Source organism: Pseudomonas sp. L7 (assembly GCF_046605565.1).
In the GTDB taxonomy this organism is placed as follows: Bacteria; Pseudomonadota; Gammaproteobacteria; order Pseudomonadales; family Pseudomonadaceae; genus Aquipseudomonas; species Aquipseudomonas wayambapalatensis.
Genome location: NZ_CP176784.1, coordinates 4,528,909 through 4,551,662 on the forward strand (window position 1 = coordinate 4,528,909; position 22,754 = coordinate 4,551,662).

The window sequence follows — 22,754 nt, forward strand, 5'->3', positions numbered from 1 at the left end:
TTCGTCACGAAGCGCCTTTTCAGCCAGACGATGGGTGTCAGGGCTGTGCTACCCAAGTCTCTTGAATCTGAATCCAGAGCCCAGCCTGCTCGCCACTGCCTGTGCGCATCTTGTTATGCCATCCCGTCCGAACGCTGGTCGGCGCTTCATGGCGCAAGCCTCCAGCAGTGACATGCGACATGGCAAAGCCATAGGCTGGCCCGCCCATTTCGTTGACATGACCAAGCCGCAATGGCTTGCCATCCCAGCTTAGAAGCCAGTCGCAGGAAATACCGGCAGCGGGAACCATCCTCAGACTGCCATCACTGGCTACAGCCAAGCGCTGCCCATGATGAGGCTTGCCTGGAGCCCAACTACGAACGTCATAGCGCTCCGGCTCACCGCGGTTGAAACAACCAAACCAGAAACGCTCTTGATTTTGTAAGTTGACGCTGCTGCAGAGGTAAACATCACCACGGCGGTCTACATCAACGTTGCCATAGTAGCCACCCCCGCTCTTTGCTCCCTTGAGTTTACCGGCGGTCAGCGTGCCCGAGCCCTTGCTGGTTTCACAGGATAAAACGGCGATAAACGAAGCAGCTTGGTTATAAGTACTCATGTTTGACCTCAGATCGCTGAAATGAGCCCTATCGTCACAAGTACGACCTAGCTGGATAATCGTGAAATCTTTCTCGGGTCTGACGCCATGCTTCACGAGCGGCTGCGACGCTCCAGTTCCTCCTGGTAGTCCGCTGCAACGCAAGCCAACAAAGGCCCACCGGCACGCAAAGTCAACACGCTGCTGCGCAGGAAGCTTTCGTTGCCCTCCTGCCTGGCTCGTCGTAGCCAGGGAAACGCCGCTTCGATTTGCCCTCGTTCGACAAGCACCAGCGCCAGGCTGAACATTCCGCGAAAATCCCCCGCCTCGGCCGAACGCCGATACCAGCGTACCGCCCGCGCAGGGCTCGCGGTGGTGGCAATGCCCTGCTCCAGGTAGCGCCCGTACAGGTTCATCGACTTGGCATGCCCCATGTGCGCCGCCTTCTCGTAACAGATCAGCGCCTGCGCCTGATTTACTGGCACCCCGCGACCGGTAGCCAACAGGTTGCCCAGGTTGTAGAGGCCCCAATCGGAGTCGGCATCGGCGGCCTGTGCGTAATGGATGGCCGCCTGGGTCAGATCGATCTCACCACCCCAACCGTGCTCCAGGCATCGCCCCAGCATGTTGTACGCCATGGCGTTGCCGGCCTGGGCGGCAATGGCGAACCAATGCCGTGCCAGGCGCTCATCCTGTTCGATCCCATGCCCGTCGAGCAGAATCTGCCCAAGCAATGCCTGCGCCTCGACCACCCCCTGCCCCGCGGCGGCAAGAATCGCCTGGGCGGCCTTGCCGGGGCTGTGCTCGAGCATCGACTTGAGCTCGGCAACATCGATCACATCCTCGCGTCGCAACTGATACGACATGCTCAAACCTCCGCCCAGCGACGCAACAGGTTGTGGTAGGTGCCGGTCAGTTGCAGCAGCGACGGATGATCGGGCACATCGGCACCGAGCTGGCGTATGGCGTTGTCCATCTCGAACAGCAGCGTGCGCTGGCCATCGTCACGCACCAGGCTCTGGGTCCAGAAGAACGCCGCGAAGCGCTCGCCGCGCGTCACAGGGTTGACCTTGTGCAGGCTGGTGCCCGGATACAGCACCATATCGCCTGCCGCCAGCTTGACCTGCTGGACACCGTAGGTGTCCTGGATCACCAGCTCGCCACCGTCGTAGCTGTCTGGCTCGCTGAGAAACAGCGTGGACGAAAGGTCGGTGCGTACCCGCTCGGGGCTGCCCTTGGGTTGGCGCAGCGCGTTGTCGATGTGAAAACCGAAGTTGCCTCCTTCGCGGTAGCAATTGACCAGCGGCGGGAACACCTTGTGCGGCAACGCCGCCGACATGAACAACGGATTGCGCCACAGCCGGTCGATCAGCGCGCTGCCGATTTCCTTGGCCAGGGCGTGGCCTTCGGGCAACTGCAGGTTGTGCTTGGCCTTGGCCGACTGGTAGCCGGCCGTCGCCTTGCCATCGGCCCAGTCGGCCTGCTCCAGGGCCTGGCGGATGCGGGAAATCTCGTCGGCGTCGAACAGGCCGGGGATGTGCAGAAGCATGGCGCGAGGTACCTGGCAGAGGGCAAAGGCCCCAATGATATTGATTCCCTTTTACGGTAGGCAAGTGCCGTTGGCGCAATCCCCTGCCTTGTGGTCAGGATCGCAGACGCACGAACCCGGAAAAACCGTAAGGGTAAGATGTAAAGATTGTAAGTTTCTTGCGAATGGTAACGAGTCTCAATTGTTACTTACAATTGCTTACATTAACATCCGCGGCCTTCACACCTTGGGGAAGGTCAAAAACAAAATGCGCCACGTACCATCCGCTGTCAGCTCACCACGCCTGCTCACCTGCGCCATCGGCGTCGCCCTCAGCGCGACCTCGGCCTATGCCGCCGATCCCGCAACCGCCCAGCCGGTCACCCTCGACGCCACCAGCGTCAACGGCAAGGCCGAACAGGCGAGCACCGAGTACAAGGTCGAAAAAGCCTCCTCGCAGAAATACACCGCACCACTGGTGGACACCCCGCGTTCGGTCACGGTGATCCCGCAGCAGGTGATCAAGGACACCAACGCCCTGAGCCTGCAGGATGCGCTGCGTACCGTGCCGGGCATCACCTTCGGTGCCGGCGAAGGCGGCAACCCGCAAGGCGATCGCCCGTTCATCCGTGGCTTCGACGCCCAAGGCGATACCTACCTGGACGGCGTGCGCGACACGGGCGCACAGACCCGCGAGATCTTCGCCATCGAATCGGTGGAAGTGGCCAAGGGCCCGAACTCCGCCATTGGCGGCCGCGGTGCCGCAGGCGGCACCATCAACCTGGTGAGCAAGCGCGCCCACCTGGGCAACTCGCTCGACGGCGCCTGGACCTGGGGCAGCGACCAGACCCAGCGCTACACCTTCGATGGCAACTACCAGTTCAGCGACACCGTGGCCGGGCGCCTGAACCTGATGACCCACGAGAGCAATGTCGCCGGGCGCGACAAGGTCAATTACGACCGCTGGGGCATCGCCCCGTCGCTGGCGTTCGGCCTGGGCACCCCGACCCGCGTCAACCTCGACTACTACCACCTGGAAAGCGACGACCTGCCGGATTCGGGCATCCCCTACACCGTGCCGGCCGGCGGCACCGGTGCCCGCACCTCGGCCCATCCGAGCAAGCCTTACGCGGGTGGCGACCACGACAACTTCTACGGCCTGACCGGCCGCGACTTCCGCAAATCGCGGGTGGACATCGCCACCATCGCCGTCGAGCACGACCTGTCCGACTCGCTGACCGTCAAGAACACCCTGCGCCACGGCAACAGCATGCAGGACTACATCCTCACCCAGCCGGACGACAGCAAGGGCAACGTCAACAACGGCAGTGTCTGGCGCCGCGCCAACACCCGCGTGGGCAACACCGCCACCACCACCAACCAGACCGACCTGTTCGGCGAGTTGTACCTGGGCGGCCTGAAGAACAGCTTCTCCACCGGCATCGAACTGAGCCGCGAGGAGAGCGAGCGCTCCTCGTACAACGTCAACACCGACACCACGCCCGCCTCGCCCGGCAACGCGAGCACCAACTGCACCCCGGGCATGATCGTCTCCAGCGGCTACAACTGCACCTCGCTGAGCAATCCCAACCCGGACGACCCGTGGAACGGCGCGATCTCGCGCAACTACGCCGGCACCACCACCAACAGCAAGACCCGTGCGCTGTACGTCTTCGACACCCTCGAACTGACCCCGCAGTGGCTGCTGAACATGGGCCTGCGCTACGACCACTTCGACACCGACTACAAGACCTACACCGCAGCCGGCGCCACCACTGCCAAGGGCCGCGACAAGAGCGAGTTCATCACCGGCCAGTTGGGCCTGGTGTGGAAGCCGGCCGACAACGGCAGCATCTACGTGTCCTACGCCACCTCCGCCACGCCACCGGGCGCGATGCTCGGCGAAGGCCAGGAAGGCAACCCGCTGCCGGGTACGCCGGACCGCTCGGGCAACCTGCTGTCCAGCGACCTGGAACCTGAAGAAACGACCAACTACGAGATCGGTACCAAGTGGGACCTGCTTGACCAGCGCCTGTCCCTGGCCGCTGCGCTGTTCCGCACCGAAAAGGAAAACGCTCGCGTCCAGGTGAATACCACCACCTACGAGAACGTCGGCGAAACTCGCGTGCAGGGCATCGAGCTGTCGGCCAGCGGCAAGCTCACCGACAAGTGGCAGGTGTTCGCCGGCTACACCTACATGCAGGCACGCCAGATCGACGGTGGCCCGTTGGGCAAGGCCAACGACGGCAACCAGCTGCCGAACACGCCGAACAACAGCGCCAGCCTCTGGACCACCTACGCCATCACACCGAAGCTGACCGTTGGCGGCGGCGCCTTCTATGTGGATGACGTGTATGGCAGCGTGGCCAACACCACCATGGTCGACAGTTACGTGCGCTACGACGCCATGGCAGCGTACAAGCTGACCAAGAACGTCGATCTGCAACTGAACGTGCAGAACCTGACCAACGAGGTGTACTACGACAAGGCCTTCTCCACCCACTTCGCCAACCAGGCGGCCGGGCGCACGGCGCTGCTGACCACCAGCGTCCACTTCTGATGAGGGGACTGGGCTAGTCTGCACCGGCCTCTTCGCGGGCAAGGCCGCTCCCATAGGGACACCACAATCCTCAAATCCTGTGGAACACCTGTGGGAGCGGGCTTGCCCGCGAAGAGGCCGGTGCAGTCGAGCACGAAACAGAACGCCCCCCGCCCCGATCATTCCTGTGGGCGGGGCTTTTGCGTATCAAGGCATAATGCACGCCGCGCGGTCTGTGGCTGCAACACAAGGTGATCGATGTGGTGAAGAAGTCGCTGTTCCAATTGCACTGGTTCTTTGGCATCACCGCCGGCCTGGTGCTGGCGCTGATGGGCATCACCGGTGCGATCTGGTCGTTCCAGGAAGAACTGCTGCGCCTGTTCAACGCCGATGTGCTCAAGGTCGAGGTGCGCCAGGAGGGCGTGCTGCCGCTGCCGGAGCTGGTACGCCGCGCCGAACTGGCCCAGGGCGACAAGGTGGCGATGCTCTGGGTCGATACCCACGCCGACAATGCCGCCCGCCTCTTCTTCACCCCGCCGCCCGGCGAACGCCGCGGCGAGCTGCGTTATGCCGACCCTTACACAGGCGAGCTCAAGGGTGAGGTCGCGGGGATAGGCTTCTTCAACCTCATGCTGCAGCTGCACCGTTTCCTGGCCATGGGCGATAGCGGTCGGCAGATCACCGGTGCCTGCACCCTGATGCTGATCTTCTTCTGCCTCTCCGGCCTTTACCTGCGCTGGCCGCGCCGGGCCCTGAACTGGCGGGTCTGGCTGAGCTTCGACTGGGCCAAGAAAGGCCGCGCCTTCAACTGGGACCTGCACGCCGTCGCCGGGACCTGGTGCCTGCTGTTCTACCTGTTGTTTGCCCTGACCGGCCTGTTCTGGTCGTACGACTGGTACCGCGAGGGCCTGAACACACTGCTCGCCGACAAACCCGCAGCCGGCGAACAGCAGCAGCGCGGCGCAGGTCGTGGCCGCCCCGGACCGCAAGCAGCGGATGCCAAGGCGGCGCCGCTGGTGGTCGATTACGACGCCATCTGGAACAACCTCAAGAATGCCGCCGGCCCAAGCCTTGCCAGCTACAACCTGCGCCTGCCACCTGGCGGCGGGCAGCCAGCGACGCTGTTCTACCTGCTCGATGACTCAGCCCACGAGCGCGCCTTCAACACCCTGACACTTGACCCCGCCAACGGCCAGATCAAGCGTCACGAGCGCTACACCGACAAGTCGTTCAAAGCCCAACTGCTGCAGAGCGTCTACGCCCTGCACGTGGGCAGCTATTTCGGTTTGCCGGGCAGGATCATCCTCACCATCGCCAGCCTGACCATGCCGCTGTTCTTCGTCACCGGCTGGCTGCTGTATCTCGATCGCCGCCGCAAGAAGCGCCAGGTCCGTGCCGCCCGTTGCTCGGTCGACACCGCCCAGGCCAGCGGCGACAGCTGGCTGATCGGCTTCGCCAGCCAGAGTGGCCTGGCCGAGCAACTGGCCTGGCAGAGCGCAGGGCAGTTGCAGGCGGCGGGCTTGCCGGTCCAGGTGCGCTCGCTTGCCGAGCTGGGCGAGGACGAGCTGCGCCAGGCCCGTCGGGCACTGTTCGTGGTCAGCACCTTCGGTGATGGCGAAGCGCCTGACAGCGCCCGCGGCTTCGAGCGCAAGGTGCTGGGCCAACCCTGGGCGCTGCAACACCTGAACTACGCCCTGCTCGCCCTGGGCGATCGACAGTATCCGCATTTCTGCGGCTTCGCCCGACGCCTGCAGGCCTGGCTGGCCGAACGCGGTGCGACCACCGCGTTCAGCCCGATCGAAGTCGACAGTGCCGACCAGAATGCCCTGCAACAATGGCAGCAGGCCCTGGCGCAACTGACCGGCGCACGTCCGCTCGCCGCCTGGCAGCCGCCCAGCTACGGCAACTGGCGCCTGGTCCGACGCGAACGGCTCAACCCCGGCAGCCAGGGCGCACCGGTGTACTTGCTGGGCCTGAGTGCCGAACACCCAAGCCATTGGGAAGCTGGCGACCTGGTCGAGGTGCTGCCCCGCCACAGCCAGGCGCGGATCGATGCCTTCCTGCAAGGGCTGGGGCTCGATGCGAATCTACCGGTGCAACTTGATGGTCTTGTCGAACCGCTTGGCCAAGCGCTGGCCAGTCGCCAGTTGCCGACCAGCCGCGAGCATCTGGTCGGCCTGCACGCCCAGGCGCTGGTCGATTCGCTGATCCCACTCGGTGCCCGTGAATACTCCATCGCGTCGATCGCCAGCGACGGCGTGCTGGAGCTGATCGTGCGCCAGGAGCGTCATGCCGATGGCAGCCTCGGGCTGGGCTCCGGCTGGCTGACCGAATACCTGCCCATGGACGGCCATGCCAGCCTGCGTCTGCGCCGCAACAGCAGCTTCCACCTGCCGACAACCTCGGCACCGATGGTGCTGATCGGCAACGGTACTGGCCTGGCAGGCCTGCGCAGCCTGCTCAAGGCCCGGATCGCGGGGGGTGAGCAGCGCAACTGGCTGCTGTTCGGCGAACGCAACCGCGCCCACGACCTGCTCTGCGGCCGTGAGCTGCAAGGCTGGCTGGACAGCGGCGATCTGGCGCGACTGGACCTGGCGTTCTCGCGGGACCAGGCGGAAAAGGTCTATGTGCAGGATGTGCTGTTGCAGCAAGGCGAACAATTGCGCCGCTGGGTGGACGACGGCGCCTGCGTGTACGTCTGCGGGAGCCTGCAAGGGATGGCAGGCGGCGTGGATGCGGCGCTGAAGGGGCTTCTTGGTGAAGAGCTCGTCGAGCGGCTGATCGAGGATGGGCGCTATCGGCGGGATGTGTACTGACCAGCGCCTGATGTATCGGTCTTTTCGCGGGCAAGCCCGCTCCCACAGGTAAAGCATTGAGTAACGCGTTACCTGTGGGAGCGGGCTTGCCCGCGAAAAGAGCACTGCAGTTTCAATGCAGCTCGAAGGTGTCGGCATCCAGGTTCGCCGGGAACTTGGTCCGATACGCCGCCAGCTCCGCCGCGCTCAACACCGCGCTGAACACCCCGTCGGCCTCCCCCGCACTCAGCAGGCTCTCGCCCTGGAAGTCCAGCACCTGGCTGTCACCCGAATAGGCAAAGCCCTTGCCGTCGGTCCCCACCCGATTCACCGCAGCCACGTAGCACAGGTTCTCGATCCCCCGCGCCGGCAGCAGCCGGTTCCAGTGCTGGCGCCGCGCGGCCGGCCAGTTCGCCGTGTACAGCAGCAGGTCGGTATCCTGTGCGTCGCGGCTCCACACTGGGAAGCGCAGGTCGTAGCAGATCAGCGGGCGAACTCGCCAGCCCTTGAGCTCGAACTGTACCTGGCGTTCGCCAGGCGTGTAGTGCTTGTGCTCGCCCGCCATGCGGAACAGGTGGCGCTTGTCGTAATGCAGCACCTCGCCGTCCGGTCGTGCCCACAGTAGGCGATTGCGATGGCTGCCATCGGCGGCCTGGATGATCACACTGCCGGTGATCACCGCATCGATCTTCTTTGCCTGTGCCTTGAGCCACTTGTAGGTCGGCCCCTGCTCGGGCTCGGCAAGGCGTTCGGACTCCATCGAGAAGCCGGTGGTGAACATTTCCGGCAGGATCACCAAGTCAGCGCCACGGGCCTGCTCCAGCAGTACCTCGAAATGCGCGTGATTGCCCTCGCGGTCATGCCAGGCCAGGGTGGTCTGCACCAGGGCGAGCTTCAGGTTCGGCAGTTGACTCAGATCGCGCATAGTTTTTCCGCTGCCTGACGCAGCGTCTCCTCACGTTTGGCAAAGCACAGGCGCACCAGGCGTTGCTCGGGGATAGGGCGCTGGTAGAACACCGACACCGGGATGGTCGCCACGCCATGTTCGCGGGTCAGCCACAGTGCCATCTCCACATCATTGAGGTCGGGACGGATCGCCGAGTAATCCACCAACTGGAAATAGGTGCCCGCGGTGCGGGTGAAGGCAAAGCGCGATGTCTGCAGCAGGTCGCAGAACAGGTCGCGCTTGGCCTGGTAGAAGCCTGGCAGTTCGTCGATATGCTCCGGGTGTTCGGCCATGAAGTCGGCCAGCGCCCATTGCAGCGGCGTCACGCCGCAGAAGTTGACGTACTGGTGGACCTTGCGCAGCTCGGCACTCAGCGCAGGCGGTGCAATCACATAGCCGGTCTTCCAGCCGGTGACGTGGTAGGTCTTGCCGAACGAACTGACCACGAAGGCCCTGGCATAGAGCGGCTCGTGAGCCAGCACGCTGGCATGGCGCACGCCGTCGTAGACCAGGTGCTCGTAGACCTCGTCGCTCACCAGGTAGATGTCGCGCTCGGCAATCAAGTCGGCAAGCTGGTCGAGGTCTTCGCGGGTGATCAGGGCACCGCTGGGGTTGTGCGGCGAGTTGAGGATGACCATGCGCGTGCGCGGGGTCAGGGCATCGCTGAACTTCTGCCAGTCGATGCGAAAATCGCCATCACTCAGTTGCACATGCACGCAGCGACCACCGGCCAGCTCTACCGACGGCTCGTAGCTGTCGTACGACGGGTCGAAGACGATCACTTCGTCGCCAGTCTGGATCACCGCCTGGATCGCACAGAAGATCGCCTCGGTGGCGCCAGGCGTGATGGTCACTTCCTGATCGGCATCCACCTGAGCGCCATAAAGACGGGCGATCTTCGCCGCGACCTGCTGGCGCAACACCGGCAAGCCGGTCATCGGCGCGTACTGGTTGTTGCCAGCGGCCACGTGTCGGCCGACCGCATCGAGCAGCGGCTGCGGGCCATTGAAATCGGGGAAACCCTGGGACAGGTTGAGCGCGCCGGTTTGCGCGGCGAGCTGGGACATGGTGGTGAAGATGGTCGTGCCGACGTTCGGCAGTTTGCTGCGGATCATGGAGCCCTCTTTCCTGCGGGGTGGTCCGGCACGGGGTGGAGTCCGAGCATAGCGGATCGGGCAGGCAGGAAAAAGGTTGAAACATTTAAAGGCTCATTCGTGGCCAAGCCCGCTCCACAGATCGTTCACAGATCTCAATGCCTGTGCCTTGCAGTGGGAGCGGGCTTGCCCGCGAAGAAGCAGACGCGAGAATCAGCGCTTGTCTTTGCGCTTCTTCTCAGCCTTCTTGTGGTGCGACATCAAGCGGCGTTTCTTGTTGACCTGGCGATCGGTGAGGGTGTTCTTGTTGCCCTCGTACGGGTTCTCGCCGCCCTTGTACTCGATGCGGATCGGCGTACCGACCAGCTTCAGCACACGGCGGTAGGTGTTTTCCAGGTAGCGCGAGTAGGAACGCGGGATCTTGTCGGTCTGGTTGCCGTGGATCACGATCAGGGGTGGGTTGGCACCTCCGAGGTGAGCGTAGCGCAGCTTGATCCGTCGACCGTTAACCAGCGGCGGCTGGTGCTCGCTGATGGCGTCTTCGAGGATTTGCGTCAGGCGGCTGGTCGGCCAGCGGGTGACCGCCGACTTGAACGCGGCCTGCACCGACTTGTACAGATGGCCGACGCCAGTGCCGTGCAAGGCGGAGATGAAGTGGATGTCGGCAAAGTCGACGAAGAACAGCCGACGCTCCAGCTCGGTCTTCACGTAGTCGCGCTCGCCCGGCTCCATGCCATCCCACTTGTTCAGGGCGATGACGATGGCACGGCCGGCTTCCAGGGCGAAGCCCAGCAGGTTCAGGTCATGGTCGACCACCCCCTCGCGCGCGTCCATGACGAAGATCACCACGTTGGCGTCCTTGATCGCCTGCAGCGTCTTGACCACTGAGAACTTCTCGACTTCCTCGTGGATCTTGCCGCGTTTGCGCACCCCGGCAGTGTCGATGAAGGTGTACTTCTCGCCATCACGCTCGAACGGGATGTAGATACTGTCACGGGTGGTGCCCGGCTGATCGTAGACCACCACACGCTCTTCACCGAGCATGCGGTTGACCAGCGTCGACTTGCCGACGTTCGGGCGACCGATGATGGCGATCTTGATGCCATCCTTCTCGCTCGGCCCCGGAATACGCACCGCTTCCTCGCCTTCGGCGACTTCGGCATCCAGCGCTTCCTCGACCTGGTCGCGCGGGATGTGGCCAAGTACGGCTTCCATCAGCGCGTTGATACCACGGCCTTGCGAACCGGCGACCGGAATGGCGTTGCCCATACCCAGCGGCGAGAACTCGGCGCGGGCGACATCGGCATCGATGTTGTCGATCTTGTTGGCGACCAGGATCGCCTCTTTGTTTCGCTTGCGCAGGTGCTCGGCGATCATCTGGTCAGCGGCGGTCATGCCAGCGCGGGCATCGACCAGGAACAGCACATAATCCGCTTCTTCGATGGCCATCAGCGACTGCTCGGCCATCTTCTCGTCCATGCCCACTTCGTCACCGGTGATACCGCCGGTGTCGATGAGAATGAACGAACGACCCTGCCAGGTGGCGTCGCCGTACTGGCGATCACGGGTCAGGCCCGACAGGTCGCCGACGATGGCATCGCGGGTCTTGGTCAGGCGGTTGAACATGGTGGATTTGCCGACGTTCGGCCGTCCCACCAGGGCGATTACGGGAACCATGCGGCTCTCCACTCGTGAATTCTTGAAAATGCAAAGGCCGCTGCAAGGCAGCGGCCGGAGTTCGGGCGGCGCTTCCTGCGCCGCAGCCTGAAACCGATGACGGTCTCAAGCATAGCTTCAGCGGATGGTCAGTGCCTCGAGCTTGCCGCTGTTGCCATAGACATAAATGGTGTCGCCGACCACCAGGGGGCGAGCGCGCAGGCCATCGCTGTCGATACGCTCACGGCCGACGAAGCGACCATCGACCTGGCTGAGCAGGTGCAGGTAACCCTCGAAGTCACCTACCGCGACATAGCTGGAAAACACTTCCGGCGCCGACAGTTGGCGACGGGCCATGGAGTCGTTGGTCCACAGCGCCGAAGACGAACGCTCATCGATGCTCTCGACAGTGCCCGAAGCCTCGCTCACGTAGACGTTGCCAAAGCCCTGGGCGACACCCACATAGCTGGAGGCATCGCGCTGCCACAGCACGCGACCGCTTTCCAGGTCCAGGCCCGCGACGCGACCCTGGTAGCTGGTGACGTAAAGGGTACCACCGGACAGCAGCAAGCCACCGTCGATGTCCACTACACGGTCCAGCTCGGAACGGCCCTGCGGAACGGCCACGCGGGCCTCCCACACCGGCACGCCGTTCTGCGTGTCGACCGCGATCACCTTGCCGGTGGACAGACCAGCCACCGCCAGGCGGTTGGTCACGATCGGCGCGCCGGTACCACGCAGCGTGAGCACTGCTGGCGAACTCTCGTAGATCCAGCGGCGATCACCGGTGTTGAAGTCCAGGCCGATCAGACGGTCGTCCTGGGTCTGCACCACCACCACGTCACCGTTGGTCGCTGGCGGAGCCAGCACTTCGCTGGTGACGCGCGAGCGCCAGCGCTCTTCACCGGTGCTGGAGTCCAGTGCGATGACTTCACCCTTGAGGGTGCCCATCATCACCAGGCCGTAACCCACGCCGACAGCGCCGGAAACCGGTACGTCCAGGTCCTTCTTCCACACCACGTCACCGTTGCTGCGGTTCAGCGCGAAGACCTTGCCGTTGACGTCGGCAGCGTAGATGCGGTCGTTCTCGATGGCCGGCACCAGGGTGTTGTACTTGTCACCCTGGCCGTCACCGATCGAACGGCTCCACTGTTTCTTGAGCACCACCTCTTCGGTGAACTTGGTCAGTTCGGCCGGGGGCAGTTCCTTCTTGCTGTTGCTGCTGCAACCCGCGGCCAGCACGGCCAGGGCGAGCACTGCTGCTTGTTTCCAACCGGTCACTTCACGCGTCCCCTTTGGCCAGGTCATCCAGCTTCAGTTGCAGGCCACCGATCGCGGCGTCGTCGGACAGCGCGGCCTTGGCTTTTTCATACGCACCGTGGGCATCGTCGGCGCGGCCCAACTGGACCAGCAAGTCACCCTTGAGCTCCTCACGACTGGCCAGGAACGCCTTGTCGGCGTCACCGTCGAGCAGCTTGAGGGCCTCCTCGGCCTTGTCCTGGGCAGCGAGCACACGGGCCAGACGCTGGCGCGCGATCTCGCCGAGGGTTGCATCGGCCGGCTTGTCCATCACGCTCTTGAGCTCGGCGGCGGCATCGTCCAGCTTGCCGCTGTCGACCGCGACCTTGGCCACGAACAGGCTGCCGTACTGGGCATAGGCCGAACCGCCAAATTCGCTCTTGAGCTTGCCGGACAGCTCGGCGACCTTGGTCGCATCCGGCTTGCCGTCAGGCGTCAGGGTAGTTTCCAGCAACGCCTGGTACAGCGCCGAAGCGCCTTGCGACTGGTTGCTCTGGTACTTGTGCCAGGCCTGCCAGCCCATCACCACCGCAGCGGCGAGCAGGGCACCGGTCAGCAGCGGCTTGCCGTTGCGGTTCCACCAGTCCTTGGCTGCGGCCAGGCCATCATCATCGGTACTCGACACCCCAATACTCCTTTTCAGCAATTCGGCTGTTTGACCGCTTCACGCCTGCGCGAGAGCAGCTTGCAGGTGCTCGGCCAGAGCATCCCAGGCAATGTTCTGTTGTTCGCCCTGGCCACGCAGGGGCTTGAAACCTACCACTTGTTGCGCCAGTTCGTCGTCCCCCAGGATCAGGGCAAACAGCGCCCCGCTCTTGTCGGCCTTCTTGAACTGGTTCTTGAAGTTGCCGCCACCGGCGTTGACCGCCAGGCGCAGGCCCGGCAGACGATCGCGCAGTTGCTCGCTGATCTTCAGGCCCGCCAGCTCCGCCTGCTCGCCGAAGGCGCACAGGTAGACATCCAGCGTGCGGCTGATCGACTCGGGCACCTGGCCCAGCGTCTCGATCAGCAGCAGCAGTCGCTCGATACCCATGGCGAAGCCCACGCCAGCCGTCGGCTTGCCGCCCATCTGCTCGACCAGGCCATCGTAGCGGCCACCGGCACAGACAGTGCCCTGGGCACCGAGCTTGTCGGTGACCCACTCGAACACGGTCTTGCTGTAGTAGTCCAGGCCACGCACCAGCTTGGTGTTGATCACGAACGGGATACCGGCAGCGTCGAGGCGGGCCTTCACGCCCTCGAAGTGCACGCGGGACTCTTCGTCCAGGTACTCTTCGAGCTTCGGTGCGCCCACCAGAGCGGCCTGGGTGCCTTCGTTCTTGCTGTCGAGGATGCGCAGCGGGTTGCTCTTCAGGCGACGCTTGCTGTCGTCGTCCAGTTGATCGATACGCTCGCTGAGGAACTCGACCAGCGCGTCGCGATAGCGCGCACGGGCTTCGCTGGTGCCCAGGCTGTTGAGTTCGAGCGTGACCGCGTCCTGGATACCCAGGCGCGCCCAGAGGCGCCAGGTGAGCAGGATCAGCTCGGCGTCGATGTCCGGACCGGCCAGGTTGAACACCTCGACGCCGATCTGGTGGAACTGGCGATAACGCCCCAGTTGTGGGCGTTCGTGGCGGAACATCGGGCCGACATACCAGAGCTTCTGAACCTGGCCATTGCCGATGATGCCGTGCTCGAGCACAGCACGCACACACGCGGCAGTGCCTTCCGGGCGCAAGGTCAGCGAGTCCTTGTTGTCCTGGAAGGTGTACATCTCTTTTTCGACGATATCGGTGACTTCACCGATCGAGCGCTTGAACAGCTCGGTGAACTCGACGATCGGCGTGCGGATCTGGCTGTAGCCGTAGCCGTCCAGCAGGCCGGCCACGGTGCCTTCGAAGTAGCGCCACAGGGGCGACTGCTCGGGCAGGATGTCGTTCATGCCACGGATGGCTTGCAGCGATTTGCTCACGAAAAGTCCTTACGAATCTGTGTATCAGCCGCGGGCGATCAGCGCCGCGTCGGCCTCGACCTTCTCGGCCGCTTTCTGGCGGATGAGCTTTTCCAGCTCATCGACCAGGTTGTCATTGGTCAGCTTCTGCGCCGGCTTGCCATCGATGTACACCAGGTTGGGGGTACCACCGGTCAGGCCGACGTGGGATTCCTTGGCTTCGCCCGGGCCGTTGACCACGCAGCCGATCACCGCGACGTCCAGCGGCACCAGCAGGTCTTCCAGACGCCCTTCCAGCTCGTTCATGGTCTTGACCACATCGAAGTTCTGCCGCGAACAGCTCGGGCAGGCGATGAAGTTGATGCCACGGGAACGCAGGTGCAGCGACTTGAGAATGTCGTAGCCGACTTTCACTTCCTCGACCGGATCGGCAGCGAGGGAGATGCGAATGGTATCGCCAATGCCTTCGGCAAGCAGCATACCGAGGCCGACAGCGGATTTCACCGTCCCCGAACGCAGGCCACCGGCTTCGGTGATGCCCAGGTGCAGCGGCTGCACGATCTGCCTGGCCAGCAGGCGGTAGGCTTCGACGGCCATGAACACGTCGGAGGCCTTGACGCTGACCTTGAAGTCCTGGAAGTCGAGGCGGTCAAGGTGCTCGACATGGCGCAGCGCCGACTCCACCAGCGCTGCCGGGGTCGGCTCGCCGTACTTCTTCTGCAGGTCCTTTTCCAGCGAACCCGCGTTGACGCCGATGCGAATCGGGATACCACGGTCGCGAGCGGCATCGACCACCGCGCGCACACGGTCTTCGCGACCGATGTTGCCCGGGTTGATGCGCAGGCAGTCAACACCAAGCTCGGCGACGCGCAGGGCGATCTTGTAGTCGAAATGGATGTCGGCGACCAATGGCACGCTGACCAATTGCTTGATCTTGCCGAAGGCTTCGGCCGCGTCCATGTCCGGCACCGAGACGCGGACGATGTCGACGCCAGCATCGACCAGGCGCTGGATCTGCCCAACGGTGGCGGCGACATCATTGGTGTCGGTGTTGGTCATGCTCTGTACCGCGATGGGTGCATCACCACCCACCGGCACATTGCCGACCCAGATTTTGCGGGATTCGCGACGTTTGATCGGAGATTCGCCGTGCATGACTTACTGTCCCAACTTCAGGCGAGCGGTCTCGCCACTGGTGAACGGGGCGACATCGACGGCCTGACCGTTGTAGCTGACCTGAGCGCCGCGGGCAAAGCCCAGGCGGACCGCGAACGGCGGCTTGCCGGTCAGTTCCAGGCTGTCACCCTTGCGCTTGATCGCGCTGAACAGCACCTTGCCGTTGCCATCGGTGACCTGGGTCCAGCAATCGGCGGTGAATTGAATGGCGATCTTGCCATCGCCCGCAGCAACCACGGCAGGCTCGCTGGCAACTGGCGCAGTCGGTACGGCGTGGGTGGCCGGTGCGGTTGGTGCGGGCGTGGTGGCGGGCGCGTGCGTCTGGGCAGGAGCCTGGGCAACCGGAGCGGCTGGAGCGGCGGCGGATGCTGCGGTGCCCGGGGTGCCCTGTTCAGCAGCCTCGGCGGCAGCTTCGGTCGTAGCCTGCTCAAGCGGCAGTGGCGCGCTCTCTGGCTGCTGGCCCGCAGTCACGGCCTGATCTTCCGGCTCATCGAGCGGGTGGATCTGCGTGGTGCCGTCGGCGCTTTCGACCTCGACATGCTCCAGGGCGATCTTGGCCAGGTCCTTGCCACGCAGGCTGCTCTGGTCCTGCCACCAGAAGAACCCGCCACCGACCACGGCCACCAGCAGCAACAGGCTGACGACACGCAGGATATTGTGCGAAAGGCGCACCGGCTCCTCGATACGACCAAGGGCATGTACTTCGCTGCCCTTGGCGTGAGTCCCGGTGATCTGGTCGAAAGCCTCGACGAGCGGCGCCTGGTCCATGTCCATGAGCTTGGCGTAAGCACGGATATAGCCGCGCGCGAAGGTGTGTCCGGGAAGCTTGTCGAAGGCGCCGGTTTCCAGGTTGTTCAGCGAAGTGACCGTGAGATTCAGCTTACGGGCGACCTCGGCCTGCGACCAGTTCCGGTTCTCGCGGGCCTGGCGCAAGATATCACCTGGATTCTGCTGAATCGCTGCTGCTGCTTCGGGGTGCGCGGCTTTCATCGTTGCTCCGACAGGTATTGCTGATATTCCGGCGTACCGGGATAAAGTCGTTGTAATTTCTGGCCCAGCTCGGCTGCGGTGCCGTGCTCTTCGAAGACTCGGGCGAGGCGGCTGCCCAACAGCAGGCTGCGAGCGTCGTGATCGCCATGCTGGCTGAAGCGCTCGAAATAGTCCCGGGCCGGCACATAATGCCTGTTTTCGTAGGACAACTCAGCCATTTCCAGCAGCGCTCGTGGTTGCCGCTGATCGAGCTGCAGGGCCTTGTCCAGGTATTCGTGAGCCTGCTCGCGACGCCCTTGCCTGAGGGCGGTCAGGCCAAGGTTCTCGTATACCCGGGAACGTTCAGGATACAGGGTATCGGCAGCAGCTTGGCGAAACATCTGTTCTGCTTGGCGAAAATGCCCCTGAGCATATAGGAAACTGCCGAAGTTGTTGCGAATCCGCGTGTCATTCGGGCGTTGCGACAAGGCTTCGCGGAAATGGCCATCGGCCAGATCGGGCTCGCCCTGGGCCTGGAAGACCAGGGCCAGGGCGGCGTGTGCATCGGCATCGTGGCTGTTCAACGCAAGCGCCCTGGCCAGCGGGGCCTTGGCTTGCTCAGTCATGCCTTGTTGCAAATACCCCAGCCCCAACTGCACATAGGCACGCCCTGCCTCCGCCCTGCCCTGTCGGCTGGACAGCGGATCACCTGCACCGCCGGACACGCAGCCGGCCAGCAGCAAAAGCGACAGGATCGACAGCGCGGCGCGCAGGGTCATCGGCGGCTTCCGTCAGTGGCGCGCAGCGCTGTCTTGCAGCTCGCTGCCATCGGCGTTGATCTGGCGCACGGCGATGTAGCGCTCGCTACGGCGGGTGCGGTCCATGACCTGCCCCACCAACTGACCACAGGCCGCGTCGATATCTTCGCCGCGGGTGGTGCGGGTGGTGACGTTGAAGCCGCCGTGGTGCAGCAGATCCTGGAAGCGACGGATCGCATTGTTGCTGGGACGCTCGTAACCGGAGTGCGGGAACGGGTTGAACGGAATCAGGTTGATCTTGCACGGCACGTCACGCAGCAACTCGATCATCTGCGCGGCATGCTCAGGCTGATCGTTGACGTCCTTGAGCAGGGTGTACTCGATGGTGAGCACCCGCTTGCCGCCGAGCGTGGACATATAGCCCATGCAGGACTCGAGCAGCATCTTGAGCGGGTACTTCTTGTTGATCGGGACCAACTGGTTGCGCAGCGCGTCGTTGGGCGCATGCAGCGACAGCGCCAGCGACACGTCGATGTGCTTGGCCAACTCATTGATCATCGGCACGACACCCGAAGTGGACAGGGTGACGCGACGCTTGGAGATGCCATAGCCCAGATCGTCCATCATGATCTTCATCGCGGCGATGACATTGTCGAAGTTCAGCAAGGGCTCGCCCATGCCCATCATGACCACGTTGGTGATAGCGCGGTCGATCTTGGCCGGGACGGTCCCGAAGGATTTGTTGGCAAGCCACACCTGGCCAATCACTTCGGCGGCGGTGAGGTTGCTGTTGAAGCCTTGCTTGCCGGTGGAGCAGAAACTGCAGTCCAGGGCACAGCCGGCTTGCGACGAAACGCAGAGGGTACCGCGGTCGTCGGTGGGAATGTAGACGGTCTCGACGCAGCTGCCGGAGGCAACGCGGACTACCCATTTACGGGTACCGTCGGCGGAAATGTCCTCGCTGACCACTTCCGGGGGGCGAATCTCGGCAACGGCCTCGAGCTTCTCGCGCAAGACCTTGCCGACGTTGGTCATGTCCGCAAAGTCGGACACGCCAAAATGGTGAATCCATTTCATCACCTGACCGGCACGGAAGCGCTTCTCCCCGATCGAGTCGAAGAACTGTTCCATTTCCGGCAGGGTCAGCCCCAACAGGTTGATTTTGCCAGTAGATGTCGTCATGGATTCACCCTCACTCGTAAGCTTTCGCTTAGCGAGTGGTTACCTCGGTAGCAGCGAAGAAGTAAGCGATTTCGCGAGCTGCAGCGGCTTCGGAGTCCGAACCGTGAACGGCGTTGGCGTCGATCGACTCGGCGAAGTCGGCACGGATGGTGCCTGGAGCGGCTTCTTTAGGGTTGGTGGCGCCCATCAGCTCACGGTTCAGAGCGATGGCGTTCTCGCCTTCCAGCACCTGAACGACGACCGGACCGGAAGTCATGAAGGCAACCAGATCACCGAAGAAGCCACGAGCGCTGTGCTCGGCGTAGAAGCCTTCGGCTTCGGCCTTGGACAGCTGCTTGATTTTCGAAGCGACGATTTTCAGGCCGGCTTCTTCGAAGCGAGTGGTGATCTTGCCGATGACGTTCTTGGCAACTGCGTCAGGCTTGATGATGGAGAAAGTACGTTGAACAGCCATGGAAAACTCCAGAATTTGAGTGTTGCGAAAAATTAAACCCGCGAATTATACGCGGGTTCCAGGGGATTGCCTAACCTGCAGAGACGCTCAGTCGGCTTCTTCGATCCAGGCCGCCTGGATGGCCTCGAGCACTTTCTCACCGCCGCGTGACGGATCGTCGCTGAACTCTGGCAAAGCCAGCACCCAACGGTGCAGATCGACGAAATTCACATATTTAGGATCGACGTCCGGCTTGCTTTCCGCAAGCTGGATGGCGATCTCAAGTACATCAATCCATTTCAGGCTCATGCTGAAAACCTCAGTGCGGCGCTTCGGCAGCGTGGTTGAGCGAGTATTTCGGAATCTCGATGGTGATGTCTTCATCACCCACGATCACCTGGCACGCCAGGCGAGACTGCGCTTCCAGGCCCCAGGCCTTGTCCAGCATGTCTTCTTCCAGCTCGTCGGCTTCTTCCAGCGAGTCGAAACCTTCACGCACGATGCAGTGGCAGGTGGTGCAGGCACACACGCCGCCGCACGCGCTTTCCATCTCGATATGGTGTTCGTGGGCCAGCTCCAGAATGTTGGTGCCTGGCTCCACTTCGACCACCAGCCCATCCGGGCAGAACTTCTCATGCGGCAGGAAAATCACCTGGGGCATCGGTTACTCCTCGATCTCATTCAGGTTGCGCCCGGCCAGTGCGGCTTTGACCGTCGAATCAAGGCGACGGGCGGCAAAGGCATCGGTCACCTGCGACAGACGCTTGGTCTGTTGCTCGATGGCCGCGCCATCGGTGCCGCTGAGCAAATCACGCAATTCTTGCATCTGGAAGGCAATGGCCTCGCGCTCGTCAGCGCTGAGCAGGCGCTCGCCGTCGGCATCCAGGGCGCCCTGTACCGCTTCGAGCAAGCGCTCGGCATCGACCTGATGCTCGCGCAACTGGCGCGCCTGCTTGTCGGAGCCTGCATGCTCGAAGGAGTCCTTGAGCATACGGGCGATCTCGCCATCGGTCAGGCCGTAGGACGGCTTGACCTGGATGCTCGACTCCACGCCCGAGCCCAGCTCGCGGGCCGCGACGCTGAGCAGGCCGTCGGCATCGACCTGGAAGGTCACGCGGATCTTCGCTGCACCGGCCACCATCGCCGGGATGCCACGCAGCTCGAAGCGGGCCAGCGAACGACAGTCGCTGATCAGCTCGCGCTCGCCCTGCAGGACGTGAATCATCATGGCCGACTGGCCATCCTTGTAGGTGGTGAACTCCTGGGCACGAGCCACGGGAATCGTGGTGTTGCGCGGAATCACCTTTTCCATCAGCCCGCCCATGGTCTCAAGACCCAGCGACAGCGGGATGACGTCCAGAAGTAACAATTCGCCACCTTCGCGGCGATTACCGGCCAGGGTGTCGGCCTGGATCGCGGCGCCAATGGCCACGACCTGGTCAGGATCGATCGAGGTCAGCGGAGTGCGGCCGAACAGCGTGCCGACGGCTTCGCGTACACGCGGCACGCGGGTCGAGCCACCGACCATCACCACGGCACCGACCTCTTCCAGCTCGACACCGCTGTCGCGCACGGCGCGGCGGCAGGCCTTGAGGCTGCGGGCGATCAGTGGCTCGATCATGGCTTCGAAGGCGGCACGGCTGAGCTCACCCTGCCAGGCGCCGTGGGCGACGCTGACGGTGTCGGCATCGGTCAAGGCTTCCTTGGCGGCACAGGCCGTCTGCAGCAGTTGGCGCTGGGTAGCCGGGTCGAGATCGGCGGACAGACCGGCCTGCTCGATGATCCAGCCAGCGATGGCGTGATCGAAGTCATCGCCACCCAGGGCAGTGTCCCCCCCCGTGGCCAGCACTTCGAAGACGCCCGCGGTCAGGCGCAGGATCGAGATATCGAAGGTGCCGCCCCCCAGGTCGAAGATCGCCACCACGCCTTCAGCGTTCTGGTCCAGGCCATAGGCCACGGCGGCAGCGGTCGGCTCGTTGAGCAGGCGCAGCACGCTCAGGCCGGCCAGGCGCGCCGCGTCCTTGGTGGCCTGGCGCTGGGCGTCGTCGAAATAGGCCGGCACGGTGATGACCGCGCCCACCAGCTCGCCACCGAGGGTTTGCTCGGCGCGCAGGCGCAGGACCTTGAGAATGTCAGCCGACACCTCCACCGGGCTCTTCGGCCCCTGGACAGTGTCGATGAATGGCATGTGCGATTCACCGCCAACGAAGCGGTAAGGCAGTTGCTCGCCCAGTTGCTTGACGTCGGCAAGACCGCGACCCATCAGGCGCTTGACCGAAAGAACGGTGTTCAGCGGGTCGCTGGAGGCTGCGTCACGAGCGTCCTGGCCGACGTCGCAGTGCCCTGGCAAATAGCGCACGGCGGACGGCAGGATGACATTGCCCTGGGCGTCGGGCAGGGGCTCGCTGCGACCGCTGCGCACTGCAGCGACGAGAGAGTTGGTGGTACCCAGGTCGATACCCACCGCCAGGCGACGCTGGTGCGGCTGGGGGCTCTGACCGGGTTCGGCGATCTGCAGTAGGGCCATGCTTATCTGAATACCTTAGGCGTCATCACGGGCAACGCCGGGGTTAATCGTCGAGGCGCTCTTCGAGTTGGCGCACTTCTTGGGCGAGCTTGTCGAGGAACTGCATGCGGCGCATCAGGCGCTCGGCCTTGTCGCGCTCGGCAGCTTGATCCCAGCAGGCGGCGAAATCCTCGTTGAGCGTGTCCTGGGCGACCTTCAGGCGCTTCTTGAACACAGCAACACCGTCGAGGTCGGCTTCGTCCTGCAGCTCTTCGAGTTCTTCACGCCACTGCATCTGCTGCAGCAGGAAGTCGGGGTCGTGGACCGTGACTTCCTGGGGCACTTCGTGGCCGCTGACGGCCAGCAGGTAACGCGCACGACGCGGCGCGCTGCGCAGCGTCTGGTAGGCGTCGTTGAGTGCTGCGGACTTTTCCAGGGCAACACGCTGCTCACGCTCGGAGGCGTCGGCAAAGCGGTCTGGATGGACCTCTCGGGCCAGCTCACGATAACGGGTGGCCAGCTTGTCGAGGTCCAGGCGAAAGCCCGGCTGCAGGTCGAACAGGGCGAAATGGCAAGGAGTACCCACGTCAAGCCTCAGACATTGAAGCTTTCGCCGCAGCCACACTCACCGCGCACGTTGGGGTTGTTGAACTTGAAGCCTTCGTTCAACCCTTCCTTGACGAAATCCAGCTCGGTGCCATCGAGATACACCAGGCTTTTCGGGTCGATGATGACCTTCACGCCATGGTTCTCGAACACCTGGTCCTCGTCGGCCAGCTCGTCGACGAACTCCAGCACGTAGGCCAGGCCCGAGCAGCCGGTGGTGCGCACGCCCAGGCGGATGCCTTCACCCTTGCCGCGCCCGTCGAGGGAGCGGCGAATGTGGTTGGCGGCGGCTTCTGTCATGCTGATAGCCATCGGAACTCCTTACCTCGCGGCGACTTAGATCAAGCCTTTCTTCTGCTTGTAATCGCGAACGGCTGCCTTGATGGCATCTTCGGCGAGTACCGAGCAGTGGATCTTGACCGGCGGCAACGCCAGTTCTTCGGCCAGCTGGGTGTTCTTGATGGTTTCGGCTTCGTCCAGGGTCTTGCCCTTCATCCACTCGGTGGCCAGGGAGCTGGAGGCGATGGCCGAACCGCAGCCGTAGGTCTTGAACTTGGCATCTTCGATGATGCCTTGCTCGTTGACCTTGATCTGCAGACGCATCACGTCACCGCACGCCGGGGCGCCGACCATGCCGGTACCGACGTCCGGGTCTTCGGCGTCCATCTTGCCGACGTTGCGCGGGTTTTCGTAGTGGTCGATGACCTTTTCACTGTATGCCATGGTGCAATTCCTTCCTCATCAGGGAGCCGCTCTTGCT

Annotated in this window: 22 protein-coding genes; 2 read left to right on the top strand and 20 right to left on the bottom strand. The window is 63.5% G+C overall.

All coding sequences use genetic code 11. From position 1 onward, the window contains the following. Nucleotides 1-37: 37 nt before the first annotated feature. The 3 genes from ACK3BK_RS20930 to ACK3BK_RS20940 all read right to left on the bottom strand — a co-directional run bounded on the left by ACK3BK_RS20930 (nucleotide 38) and on the right by ACK3BK_RS20940 (nucleotide 2,126). A complete protein-coding gene (locus tag ACK3BK_RS20930) occupies nucleotides 38-598 on the bottom strand; it encodes a hypothetical protein (protein ID WP_411383221.1) in 561 nt (186 codons plus the stop codon). Between the two features lie 92 nt (nucleotides 599-690). Beyond that, nucleotides 691-1,443 carry a tetratricopeptide repeat protein gene (locus ACK3BK_RS20935; protein WP_411383222.1) on the bottom strand — a complete coding sequence of 251 codons (753 nt, stop codon included), beginning with the start codon at nucleotides 1,441-1,443 and terminating at the stop codon, nucleotides 691-693. A gap of 2 nt (nucleotides 1,444-1,445) precedes the next feature. Further along, on the bottom strand, nucleotides 1,446-2,126 hold the full coding sequence (locus ACK3BK_RS20940; protein WP_186668199.1) for a Fe2+-dependent dioxygenase: 681 nt from the start codon (nucleotides 2,124-2,126) through the stop codon (nucleotides 1,446-1,448). A 247-nt stretch (nucleotides 2,127-2,373) separates the two neighbouring features. Between ACK3BK_RS20940 and ACK3BK_RS20945 the strand changes: the two genes are divergently transcribed. After that, nucleotides 2,374-4,665, top strand: coding sequence for a TonB-dependent receptor (locus ACK3BK_RS20945; protein ID WP_411383223.1), 2,292 nt, complete (start codon nucleotides 2,374-2,376; stop codon nucleotides 4,663-4,665). A gap of 239 nt (nucleotides 4,666-4,904) precedes the next feature. Further along, the gene (locus tag ACK3BK_RS20950) at nucleotides 4,905-7,460 is read left to right on the top strand and encodes a PepSY domain-containing protein (protein WP_411383224.1); all 2,556 of its coding nucleotides are present in this window, start codon (nucleotides 4,905-4,907) and stop codon (nucleotides 7,458-7,460) included. 112 nt (nucleotides 7,461-7,572) lie between these two features. On the opposite strand, the gene ACK3BK_RS20955 is transcribed toward ACK3BK_RS20950, so the two are convergent. From ACK3BK_RS20955 to iscU, 17 genes are all read right to left on the bottom strand, one after another. Then, nucleotides 7,573-8,364, bottom strand: a complete 792-nt coding sequence (locus tag ACK3BK_RS20955) for an amidohydrolase (RefSeq protein WP_186668205.1) — start codon at nucleotides 8,362-8,364, stop codon at nucleotides 7,573-7,575. Beyond that, nucleotides 8,352-9,500, bottom strand: coding sequence for a pyridoxal phosphate-dependent aminotransferase (locus ACK3BK_RS20960; RefSeq protein ID WP_411383225.1), 1,149 nt, complete (start codon nucleotides 9,498-9,500; stop codon nucleotides 8,352-8,354). Before ACK3BK_RS20960 ends, ACK3BK_RS20955 begins: the two co-directional genes overlap by 13 nt. 192 nt (nucleotides 9,501-9,692) lie before the next feature. After that, entirely contained in the window at nucleotides 9,693-11,156 is a 1,464-nt protein-coding gene (gene der, locus ACK3BK_RS20965; protein ID WP_186668210.1) for a ribosome biogenesis GTPase Der, read from the bottom strand. 117 nt (nucleotides 11,157-11,273) lie between these two features. Beyond that, complete coding sequence (gene bamB, locus ACK3BK_RS20970; protein ID WP_288377005.1) at nucleotides 11,274-12,416, bottom strand: outer membrane protein assembly factor BamB; 1,143 nt, start codon at nucleotides 12,414-12,416, stop codon at nucleotides 11,274-11,276. A 1-nt stretch (nucleotide 12,417) separates the two neighbouring features. Then, nucleotides 12,418-13,059 carry a tetratricopeptide repeat protein gene (locus ACK3BK_RS20975; RefSeq protein WP_054892558.1) on the bottom strand — a complete coding sequence of 214 codons (642 nt, stop codon included), beginning with the start codon at nucleotides 13,057-13,059 and terminating at the stop codon, nucleotides 12,418-12,420. Between the two features lie 39 nt (nucleotides 13,060-13,098). Then, complete coding sequence (hisS, locus tag ACK3BK_RS20980) at nucleotides 13,099-14,385, bottom strand: histidine--tRNA ligase (RefSeq protein WP_186668219.1); 1,287 nt, start codon at nucleotides 14,383-14,385, stop codon at nucleotides 13,099-13,101. A 24-nt stretch (nucleotides 14,386-14,409) separates the two neighbouring features. Then, nucleotides 14,410-15,519 (bottom strand): flavodoxin-dependent (E)-4-hydroxy-3-methylbut-2-enyl-diphosphate synthase, encoded by a 1,110-nt coding sequence (gene ispG, locus ACK3BK_RS20985; RefSeq protein ID WP_054892556.1) that lies wholly within the window; start codon nucleotides 15,517-15,519, stop codon nucleotides 14,410-14,412. Nucleotides 15,520-15,522: 3 nt separating this feature from the next. Beyond that, nucleotides 15,523-16,530 (bottom strand): helix-turn-helix domain-containing protein, encoded by a 1,008-nt coding sequence (locus ACK3BK_RS20990; RefSeq protein ID WP_186721562.1) that lies wholly within the window; start codon nucleotides 16,528-16,530, stop codon nucleotides 15,523-15,525. Beyond that, nucleotides 16,527-17,288: a type IV pilus biogenesis/stability protein PilW gene (gene pilW, locus ACK3BK_RS20995; RefSeq protein ID WP_186668229.1), complete on the bottom strand. Its 762-nt coding sequence runs from the start codon at nucleotides 17,286-17,288 to the stop codon at nucleotides 16,527-16,529. Before pilW ends, ACK3BK_RS20990 begins: the two co-directional genes overlap by 4 nt. A gap of 12 nt (nucleotides 17,289-17,300) precedes the next feature. Then, complete coding sequence (gene rlmN / locus ACK3BK_RS21000; protein ID WP_054892553.1) at nucleotides 17,301-18,449, bottom strand: 23S rRNA (adenine(2503)-C(2))-methyltransferase RlmN; 1,149 nt, start codon at nucleotides 18,447-18,449, stop codon at nucleotides 17,301-17,303. Between the two features lie 28 nt (nucleotides 18,450-18,477). Further along, nucleotides 18,478-18,903: a nucleoside-diphosphate kinase gene (gene ndk / locus ACK3BK_RS21005; protein ID WP_011532343.1), complete on the bottom strand. Its 426-nt coding sequence runs from the start codon at nucleotides 18,901-18,903 to the stop codon at nucleotides 18,478-18,480. Nucleotides 18,904-18,990: 87 nt separating this feature from the next. Continuing rightward, nucleotides 18,991-19,191, bottom strand: coding sequence for a Fe-S cluster assembly protein IscX (gene iscX / locus ACK3BK_RS21010; RefSeq protein WP_027920277.1), 201 nt, complete (start codon nucleotides 19,189-19,191; stop codon nucleotides 18,991-18,993). Between the two features lie 10 nt (nucleotides 19,192-19,201). Further along, nucleotides 19,202-19,543 carry an ISC system 2Fe-2S type ferredoxin gene (fdx, locus tag ACK3BK_RS21015; RefSeq protein WP_063546067.1) on the bottom strand — a complete coding sequence of 114 codons (342 nt, stop codon included), beginning with the start codon at nucleotides 19,541-19,543 and terminating at the stop codon, nucleotides 19,202-19,204. Nucleotides 19,544-19,546: 3 nt separating this feature from the next. Next, nucleotides 19,547-21,409, bottom strand: a complete 1,863-nt coding sequence (gene hscA, locus ACK3BK_RS21020) for a Fe-S protein assembly chaperone HscA (RefSeq protein WP_411383226.1) — start codon at nucleotides 21,407-21,409, stop codon at nucleotides 19,547-19,549. A 43-nt stretch (nucleotides 21,410-21,452) separates the two neighbouring features. Then, nucleotides 21,453-21,974, bottom strand: coding sequence for a co-chaperone HscB (gene hscB, locus ACK3BK_RS21025; RefSeq protein ID WP_186668236.1), 522 nt, complete (start codon nucleotides 21,972-21,974; stop codon nucleotides 21,453-21,455). 8 nt (nucleotides 21,975-21,982) lie between these two features. After that, a complete protein-coding gene (gene iscA, locus ACK3BK_RS21030; protein ID WP_003248536.1) occupies nucleotides 21,983-22,306 on the bottom strand; it encodes an iron-sulfur cluster assembly protein IscA in 324 nt (107 codons plus the stop codon). A 24-nt stretch (nucleotides 22,307-22,330) separates the two neighbouring features. Then, nucleotides 22,331-22,717 carry a Fe-S cluster assembly scaffold IscU gene (gene iscU / locus ACK3BK_RS21035; protein WP_003443374.1) on the bottom strand — a complete coding sequence of 129 codons (387 nt, stop codon included), beginning with the start codon at nucleotides 22,715-22,717 and terminating at the stop codon, nucleotides 22,331-22,333. Between the last annotated feature and the right edge of the window lie 37 nt (nucleotides 22,718-22,754).

Excerpts from the sequence above, each read along its gene's own strand:
- iscX (WP_027920277.1), bottom strand. The coding sequence starts at position 19,191 with ATGAGCCTGAAATGGATTGATGTACTTGAGATCGCCATCCAGCTTGCG.
- pilW (WP_186668229.1), bottom strand. The coding sequence starts at position 17,288 with ATGACCCTGCGCGCCGCGCTGTCGATCCTGTCGCTTTTGCTGCTGGCC.
- ACK3BK_RS20960 (WP_411383225.1), bottom strand. The coding sequence starts at position 9,500 with ATGATCCGCAGCAAACTGCCGAACGTCGGCACGACCATCTTCACCACC.
- ispG (WP_054892556.1), bottom strand. The coding sequence starts at position 15,519 with ATGCACGGCGAATCTCCGATCAAACGTCGCGAATCCCGCAAAATCTGG.
- hscA (WP_411383226.1), bottom strand. The coding sequence starts at position 21,409 with ATGGCCCTACTGCAGATCGCCGAACCCGGTCAGAGCCCCCAGCCGCAC.
- ndk (WP_011532343.1), bottom strand. The coding sequence starts at position 18,903 with ATGGCTGTTCAACGTACTTTCTCCATCATCAAGCCTGACGCAGTTGCC.
- rlmN (WP_054892553.1), bottom strand. The coding sequence starts at position 18,449 with ATGACGACATCTACTGGCAAAATCAACCTGTTGGGGCTGACCCTGCCG.
- ACK3BK_RS20955 (WP_186668205.1), bottom strand. The coding sequence starts at position 8,364 with ATGCGCGATCTGAGTCAACTGCCGAACCTGAAGCTCGCCCTGGTGCAG.
- ACK3BK_RS20940 (WP_186668199.1), bottom strand. The coding sequence starts at position 2,126 with ATGCTTCTGCACATCCCCGGCCTGTTCGACGCCGACGAGATTTCCCGC.
- ACK3BK_RS20990 (WP_186721562.1), bottom strand. The coding sequence starts at position 16,530 with ATGAAAGCCGCGCACCCCGAAGCAGCAGCAGCGATTCAGCAGAATCCA.
- ACK3BK_RS20935 (WP_411383222.1), bottom strand. The coding sequence starts at position 1,443 with ATGTCGTATCAGTTGCGACGCGAGGATGTGATCGATGTTGCCGAGCTC.
- ACK3BK_RS20945 (WP_411383223.1), top strand. The coding sequence starts at position 2,374 with ATGCGCCACGTACCATCCGCTGTCAGCTCACCACGCCTGCTCACCTGC.
- iscA (WP_003248536.1), bottom strand. The coding sequence starts at position 22,306 with ATGGCTATCAGCATGACAGAAGCCGCCGCCAACCACATTCGCCGCTCC.
- fdx (WP_063546067.1), bottom strand. The coding sequence starts at position 19,543 with ATGCCCCAGGTGATTTTCCTGCCGCATGAGAAGTTCTGCCCGGATGGG.
- iscU (WP_003443374.1), bottom strand. The coding sequence starts at position 22,717 with ATGGCATACAGTGAAAAGGTCATCGACCACTACGAAAACCCGCGCAAC.
- der (WP_186668210.1), bottom strand. The coding sequence starts at position 11,156 with ATGGTTCCCGTAATCGCCCTGGTGGGACGGCCGAACGTCGGCAAATCC.
- ACK3BK_RS20930 (WP_411383221.1), bottom strand. The coding sequence starts at position 598 with ATGAGTACTTATAACCAAGCTGCTTCGTTTATCGCCGTTTTATCCTGT.